The sequence below is a fragment of the Halomonas sp. 3F2F genome (assembly GCF_014897805.1).
Lineage (GTDB): Bacteria > Pseudomonadota > Gammaproteobacteria > Pseudomonadales > Halomonadaceae > Vreelandella.
In genome coordinates this window covers 20381-27658 of the sequence record NZ_JABUZE010000123.1, presented here as the reverse complement: position 1 = coordinate 27658, position 7278 = coordinate 20381, and the positions used below count along the sequence as shown (strand labels likewise).

The 7278-nt window shown below is 46.1% G+C and carries 4 protein-coding genes; 1 reads left to right on the top strand and 3 read right to left on the bottom strand.

The genetic code is table 11. The features are described from left to right. Positions 1 to 47 precede the first annotated feature (47 nt). The gene (locus INT21_RS12365; protein WP_193085294.1) at positions 48 to 407 is read left to right on the top strand and encodes a gamma-glutamylcyclotransferase family protein; all 360 of its coding nucleotides are present in this window, start codon (positions 48 to 50) and stop codon (positions 405 to 407) included. A gap of 241 nt (positions 408 to 648) precedes the next feature. Here the strand turns inward: INT21_RS12365 and INT21_RS12360 are convergent, their stop codons facing one another. Genes INT21_RS12360 through INT21_RS12350 form a run of 3 tightly spaced genes read right to left on the bottom strand, consistent with a single transcriptional unit; the run spans position 649 to position 7096 of the window. After that, on the bottom strand, positions 649 to 3882 hold the full coding sequence (locus tag INT21_RS12360; protein WP_193085291.1) for a type I restriction enzyme subunit R domain-containing protein: 3234 nt from the start codon (positions 3880 to 3882) through the stop codon (positions 649 to 651). Continuing rightward, the gene (locus INT21_RS12355) at positions 3879 to 5132 is read right to left on the bottom strand and encodes a restriction endonuclease subunit S (protein WP_193085290.1); all 1254 of its coding nucleotides are present in this window, start codon (positions 5130 to 5132) and stop codon (positions 3879 to 3881) included. The genes INT21_RS12360 and INT21_RS12355 overlap by 4 nt, the downstream gene beginning before the upstream one ends. Further along, positions 5129 to 7096: an HsdM family class I SAM-dependent methyltransferase gene (locus tag INT21_RS12350; protein ID WP_226930649.1), complete on the bottom strand. Its 1968-nt coding sequence runs from the start codon at positions 7094 to 7096 to the stop codon at positions 5129 to 5131. The genes INT21_RS12355 and INT21_RS12350 overlap by 4 nt, the downstream gene beginning before the upstream one ends. Between the last annotated feature and the right edge of the window lie 182 nt (positions 7097 to 7278).

The window sequence follows — 7278 nt, the reverse complement described above, 5'->3', positions numbered from 1 at the left end:
GTGACGTGAAGTAGGTCAACTACGTCGTAGGATGAACGCTTACCGACATACAGCGCTGCCCACGCGTTGCCGTATACGGCACGCTCAAGCAAGGCCAACACAACCATTACTGGCTCGATGGTGCGCCCCTACTTGGCACAGACCGCCTCACAACCATCACGCTTTATGATCTTGGCCCCTACCCCGGGGCCAAGGCGGAGTCGTCAGCGGGCACCGTGGTCGAAATATACGCCATTACCGCTGAACAGTTAGCCTTGCTGGATCAGTTGGAAGGCTACTTCGCGCATGCTCCACATCAAGGGTTAAATAACCGCGCTATTTTGCCCACTCAACACGGCGAAGTGTGGTGTTACCTCTACAACGCCGAGACTAAGCATAAGGCACGTGTCGAGAACGGGGAGTGGTAAAAATGCGTTTACAACCTCAGCTTGGACGCGCGACCGTTTGGTTACGCCGAAAGGGATGGATTCGCCAACGTGGCGACCGCTATAACTATTACAGTTTTAGCGGACACAATTAGCGTTGCTAGACCAGCTTGAAGGCTACTTCGCACATGCACCAGAAGCTGGTGAAAATAGCCGCGCTATTTTCACCACCAAGCACGGCAAAAGTTGTAGGGTGAAGTTTATTTGACATTTGAAATTAAATTTATACTTTTTCTTCAAACACTGCTTTTTCAAAATCATCACATAATTTCTCAATAAGATCTTTAGTCTCCTTAAAAAAATAGTCGCCAACAGCTTGTCGATGCAGCGCTTTATAGCGACGATAAATCTTCGCAAAGTCGTCATAGATTTCATTTTCTGAAACGTGTGACTTGATCTTCACGGTCAACCGCTCACCCTCGCTAGACTCAAGCACGTAGCGGAAGAAATCAACGATCTTGGCTTCGAAATCTTTGATCAATGTTCCTGTCTTTGCTTCCTGTTCGTTACGCGCCGCAATGATGGCTAAAATATCAAATTGGGCGCCACAGCCCGGTGGTGTCCCCTCAGCAACTTCAGTTGGTTTTTTCTTCTTCTGTTTCGATTCCTCGGCAACCACTTCAACAATGCCAATCTGGTTGTCAAAATATACTTCAATCGGGTCTTTGATATCCTCACTTCGATGCAGCATGTTGTAGAGCGTATTGAACTTGCGCCAGAAGAATAAAAAGCTCGGTTCGCTGTACTTCGCATCTAACTCAATCACGTATTCAATGCGATTAAGAATCGTAAAGTATTGCGCCGCTTTGGCTTTGGCATCGGCCGTGCGCTGTGGATTAGCATCAATATATTTTTTAAGGCTACTTTCAAAGTCCAAATAGCTTTCTGGTTCGTCGCGCTTGGCGGCGTCCTTGTAGATGCTCATGAATGCAGCAAAGAATTTGTCATAGGTATCCAACTTCTTTAGCTCTGTCAGCAATACATCTAATACCTTTTTGTCGCCAAACGGATCGAAGTCGCTCACAACTACATCAGAGAAATGCTCGAAGGCATCCTTAATGTTCTGCACATTTACATTGTTGTAGGAAAAATCAACGATCTTGCAGTCGTTCTTGTATTTGGTGGTGCGGTTCACACGTGAAATGGTTTGAATGGCGCTGATGCCCTTGATTTCTTTGTCCAGAAATAAGGTATGTAATTTCTTCTCATCAAAGCCGGTCTGCAACTTAGCAACCACAATCATCAAGCCATTTTTCTTGAGCGCAAAACTCTCCAGTACCTTTTCTTCCGTTAGCCCGCCATTGAGACCAGTGGCGCTTTGTTCATCCTGGTTGCTGGAGTACACAATATGGATCGGTGCGTCGGCATACTTTTCGTACTTGGCCTCTTTCACCAGTGCGTTGAAATGTTTGGTCACCGCACCTTGGTAGGCAATGGCCGCCTTGATGGAATGCACGGCCAGCATCGCCTTGCCTGTGCCGCGTATTTGCCGGTACACGTCCTTCACTAAGAGATCGGCCACATACTTGGCGATAGCATCGATACGATCACGGTTTTCATAGATCTGCTTTTTCTGCGCGTCTTTGTAGTCCTTCTCGGTGAAACCTTCGAGAGGATTCGATGGTAAATCAAACAGCATTTTCGATGCGACCGGCACAATGTTTTTCAGCGGGTTCAGGATGAAGCCATCCTCAATCGCTTCTTTCATGGTGTAACTGTCAAAGGGTCGCCACAATTTTTCGCTTTCGGCATAGCCACTAAACTCACCAAAGCGCGCCAGGGTATGGTCGTCGGGCGTGGCGGTAAAACCGATGATTAAATTCTTTTTGCTGGCTTGACTGGCATAGGCCGCACCGTCAAAGGGGCTTTGCAACTCATCAAAAATGCTCACCATCTCTTCATGCTGGTCGCCACTGTTGGAGCGGTGGATTTCGTCAATCAAAAACACAATGCGCATGCCCGCCAGTTTTTTTAGCACATCGGCGTCGAGCATTTCACGAACTGAACCAAACTTTTGTAAATTAACAATCACCAAGCGCGTGTCAGATGCCAGCGCTCCTTGAAAGGTCTTCTTGTTGGTTGCCTCGATCACCATGCGCTTATCGATATTCATGTTCAGCATGAGCGAATCAATCTGGCTACGCAGTTGCAAACGGTCCACCACAATCATAATTTTATCGTACACATACTGCGCTTTGCCTTGGCTATCAGGGCGGCGCATATCTTTTAACTGCAATGCAGACCAGCCGATGATGTTAGATTTACCAAACCCGGCGGCGTACTGCATCAGCAGCGAATAGACATTTTTGTTGTTGGAGTAGGCTTTGCGCTTTTCCAACAGTTCTTTTTTCTTGGCCTCAGAAACGCCGACCAAATGTTTTTCCAACAGCTTTTCAAAATAGTCAGGCTCTTGCTCATGCGCCAAAAATTCATCAATTTTGGCCATGATCTTGTCGGTGCCGAATTTCTGTTTCGGGCGCGGTGAAATCAAATGTCCCAGCTCGTTCTTAACATCCTTCCCCCCTTTGCTGACATAAACATCACGCTCAATAAAGTTGTAATACAGAATCTCTTTCTCGATCATCAGCTTGCCGTACAAAGCGGCAAACAGCTCTTTGATCTTCTCCTTCTTTTCGGCATCGGGTTTTAGCAAGGGATAGAGCTTGAATACGCTGTGGGCTTTTTTCTCTATTTCTTCCCGGTCAAATTTGCCTTCGCGGCAGGTGGACAAAATCTCGTCAAAAAAATCGGCTATGGTGCGTATGACATAGGTTTCGCCAATGTCGGTAGTGGTGATGTGAATGGCGCTCTCAAAAATTTTAAGAAAGTCTTTGCGCAGGCTGTGTTTTTCTTTGTCACTCAGCATCGTATTGCTGTCGATGTGCTGGTGATACACTTTTACTGCTTCAAAATAATCTTTCAGCACCTTGCTGCGCCCGTTTTTGCTGGCACTCTGGCTGGTGTAGTTACTTTTTAATTCGCTGTAACCAAGGTAAATGCCGTTCACAAACAACACGATGTCAGGGCGAAAGGAAAAAATCTGTGCGCCCTGGTAGTTAAACTTGTACGGCAGCTCTTGCACCACCGAGAAAATATTTTCATCAAACAGAGCATTGCCGTGGATCACGCTGTCGCTGGTGTAAAACAAATGCAGCTTGATCCCTTGCAAGGTAATCGACTTATTGGCATTGATGAACAAAGCCATATTGCGGCTGCTGGCGATACGCTCAGCAATTAATTTCATCAAGTCTTGCAGCAACACTTTTTTGTCGCCTTTGTATTTCTTGAGCAGTGCCTCATAAGGCTTTTGGTTAAGCGAACTCTCTTCAATAAACGCTTGCAAGTCTTCTTCAATAATCAGCGATTGGGTGACGGTATTGGCTTTGACTTCCTTGTAGCCCAAGCCATCCCGAAAAAACGGGATTAGGAATTTGTCTTGTAGATGGAGTTCGTTCATACAGCAGCTCCTTCGTTCACGACTTTTATTTTTCCCGTGACAACATCGTTGATCAACGCCTTGCGCAGGTCTTTCAGCTTGTCGATTTGAGTGTTAAGGGTGGAGACGATGCTGTCTATTTGGGTGGTTTTATCATCGAGATATTTTGCAATAGCCATTTGTTCTTTGAGACTACTGGGCACAACTATAGGCAGACACTCAAAATCAATTGTTTTCATTTGCAGGGAGTTTGGTCTAATTCCCTGTAAGTACATAGAATACCCGGCCACATACAAATCAGACCGCATTAAATAATGAAGATAAACACTATGAATTGAAGGCGAAACATAGTACGCACGATAAGCTGGGCTGACATAGCCTCTGTGAGAAGAAACGCCTATGCCTCGATAATTCAACCACATTGTATTTGCAACAAGCTGGCCAGGACGAACTACACGATAATCTTGCAATTCTTCAATAGTTCTTTTTTTTAATTCGTCATCATATTCTTTGATTTCAATACCACGATAACCAGAAACAGAAAGCATTTCTCCGATTGGATTGCCCCTATTTTTCTCTTTACTTTGAGTTGCAACATCCTTCAGCCGCTTTATGCTCCAATGCCTCGGCACTTCCCCAATCCACTCCACACCACTGTCTTTCATCGGCACGGGTTTATCCAAACCACGGGTAACGGTTTCGTTGATGAGCGATTGTTTGAGCTTGCCGTACTGAGTCGCCTTTTGGTCAAGCAAATCTATTTGCCGATCAATCTGCGCGGTTTTGGTGTCGAGATAGGCAGCGATGGCGGTTTGTTCGGAATAGGGTGGAACTGCAAATAGGATACGACTCAAAACATTTGAAGCCATACTTGGGACAGCAGAACCGTACTGATACAGCCCGAATTGAATCGTCAGGCACTTATAATAGAAAAACTTAGGATCGACGTTATTTTTGATATATGTGTAAAACATAGTATCAACAGACCAAAACGGCTCTGTTACAAACAATGGCTTATCTACAGTACCTTTTCTACCAAGTAAAACGGAGGGTTTGTTATGTAGATATTTGAAGGCTCTACCGAATACCCCTCCTGAACCGTATACAGGATACCCGCCTTCCTCCACCTCAACACCAGAGCTGTCTTTTCCACCCTTAATTTCGGCTAAGGCTTTTAAATGCTTTATATCCCAATGCTTCGGCACATCGCCTAGCCAATCAATACCACTATCTTTATACGCCGCATAGCGTTCAGTTTTCACCACACTCATAACGCCAACTCCGCTTCCAGTGCTTTCAGCGCCTTATCCAACTCCGCAATTTCAGCCGCAATCTCACTGACAGGACTCAAGGTTTCTGGTTTGTAAAAAATCTTGTTGAAGTTCAGCTCCACGCCGACCACGCTTTCTAAGTAAACAAACGGTTTGCTGATGTACTTCGCCGTAAAGGCTTCGATGCCGTCCTGGTTGGCGGTGGGGTCTTTGTGGAAGGGGATGATCTCGTAGTCTTTTTGATAATCCGGCGTTAGCTCCACTCTGATTTCTATGCGCTCGGCCAGTTTTTTGGTGGCCTTTTTATAGCTGGCTTTAACGATGATCTTGCCGCAGCCCAATGCCTCTTGTTTACTGCCTTCTTTGTTGGCCCGTGTTTCCTTGATCAGGGTTTCTTGATCGGCATCGTAAAAGTAGTTGGCGTCTGCCGTGGTGATGATCAAGGGCTGTTCTTTGTAGTCGAGCTGGGCTATTTGTGCTTTAACCGACTCAAAATAATCTACCAGCGAGGCGTATGCGGTTGGATCGTACTCTGTAATGGTGAATTCCGTCAGCTCAATATCACGCTGGGTTATCTTGATGGGTGTTAATTTGCTTGCGCTAACGCGTTTCATCTCGCCAAACTTGTCTTCCTTCAGCGGTAAATGCTCTTCAAAGCTGCGGCCTTGTTCATCGACATTGGTGAGCATGATGGCTTGTTTGTTGAAGTAGAAAAACTCTTTGTCAAACACTTGGGCGTAGTCGTTGTCCTGGTAGGCGGTGAGCGTGGCGGCGATTTCCAGGCGGCTGGCTTCGTCTACCTCTTTGCGCTTGGAGCCTTTGCTTTTCTTGAGCGGCTTGAATTTGTCGCTGGCGTTAATCAGCATCACCTTGTCTTTGTGCTGCGCCTGCTTGTTTTTATTGAGTACCCACAGATAGGTGTATATGCCAGTATTGAAAAACTCGTCGGTTGGCAACTGAATTACTGCCTCGACAATATCGCTATCGAACATCCATTTGCGAATATTGCTCTCAGGCGAGCCAGCATCACCACTGAACAGGGTTGAGCCGTTATGCACCACCACGCCCATGCCAACGCTATCTAACTTGGAGATGAGGTGCTGCATGAACAGCAGTTGTCCATCCGAAATAGAGGGCAGGTATTTGAAACGCTCGGTCTTGTCGTTTTCAATGTCTTTTTGGTAACCCTTCCAGCTTACGCCGTAAGGTGGGTTGGCAATCACCACGTCAAATTCTTCGTTATAGAACTTGTCTTCAACCAGCGTGTTGCCATGCTCGATTTTGGAGTCAGGGCGAAAGCGGCTTTCAATCTTGGCCAGCGCAAAAAGTGCATCGTTCCAGTCTTGGCCGTAGGTTTGGGTAAGGCGCTTAAACTTTTGGTTGATGCGGTCTTCAACGCCAAACAACATATTGCCGCCGCCGCAGGTGCAGTCGTAGATTTTGAGGAGCGTGTCTGATTCTTCAATTTTAGAGGCGATGATTTCGGCAATCAGCGCGATCACGTCGTCGGGGGTGTATTGCTCCCCGGCGGTCTCGGCAGAAATATCCGCCCACTTGCGCTTGATGTGTTCTTCCAGCGTGGTGATTTCGGAGTTATTGAAAGGTTTTAGATCAATCTCTGCCCATAGCTTGGTGTAACTAAACAGTACCTTTTTGGCTTTGAGCTTGGTGATGACCCCTTTGATGTCGAGGAATTTTTCACCCTCAGAGGCATCCACGCCCAGCAGGTCTTTGGTTTCGCCATCAAAGCCTTTCAGGTAGGCATCGAAGTCGATATCAAATGACTTATCATTTTTGCAAATGTCAGTGAGCGATTGAGACTTTTCAAAAATGAAAATGTTGTAGCCCTGCCCTTTGTCTTTGATCAGGTCGTACAGGTCATCTTTTTGAATCTTGGCAAACGCCGCTTCGCCAATTTCCGTTTTGAGATCGTCAAACATTCGCACCAAGCGGCTTTCAATCATGACCAATGCGAAGAACGGCATCATGAAAGAGGGCCATTCGGATTCTTTGATACCACAGCCACGTAGGAGGTCGGCAGTTGCCCATATTTTTGATTCATATTGAAGTATGTTCATGTATTTTTTGTTCCTAATTAATCGTGAAACTGAGTGAATAAAAAACGAAAATTTGTGGGCTTTTACTC

What these genes read in the sequence shown, in the direction of transcription:
- INT21_RS12360 (WP_193085291.1), bottom strand. Translation starts at nt 3,882, where the DNA reads ATGAACGAACTCCATCTACAAGACAAATTCCTAATCCCGTTTTTTCGG.
- INT21_RS12350 (WP_226930649.1), bottom strand. Translation starts at nt 7,096, where the DNA reads ATGATTGAAAGCCGCTTGGTGCGAATGTTTGACGATCTCAAAACGGAA.
- INT21_RS12355 (WP_193085290.1), bottom strand. Translation starts at nt 5,132, where the DNA reads ATGAGTGTGGTGAAAACTGAACGCTATGCGGCGTATAAAGATAGTGGT.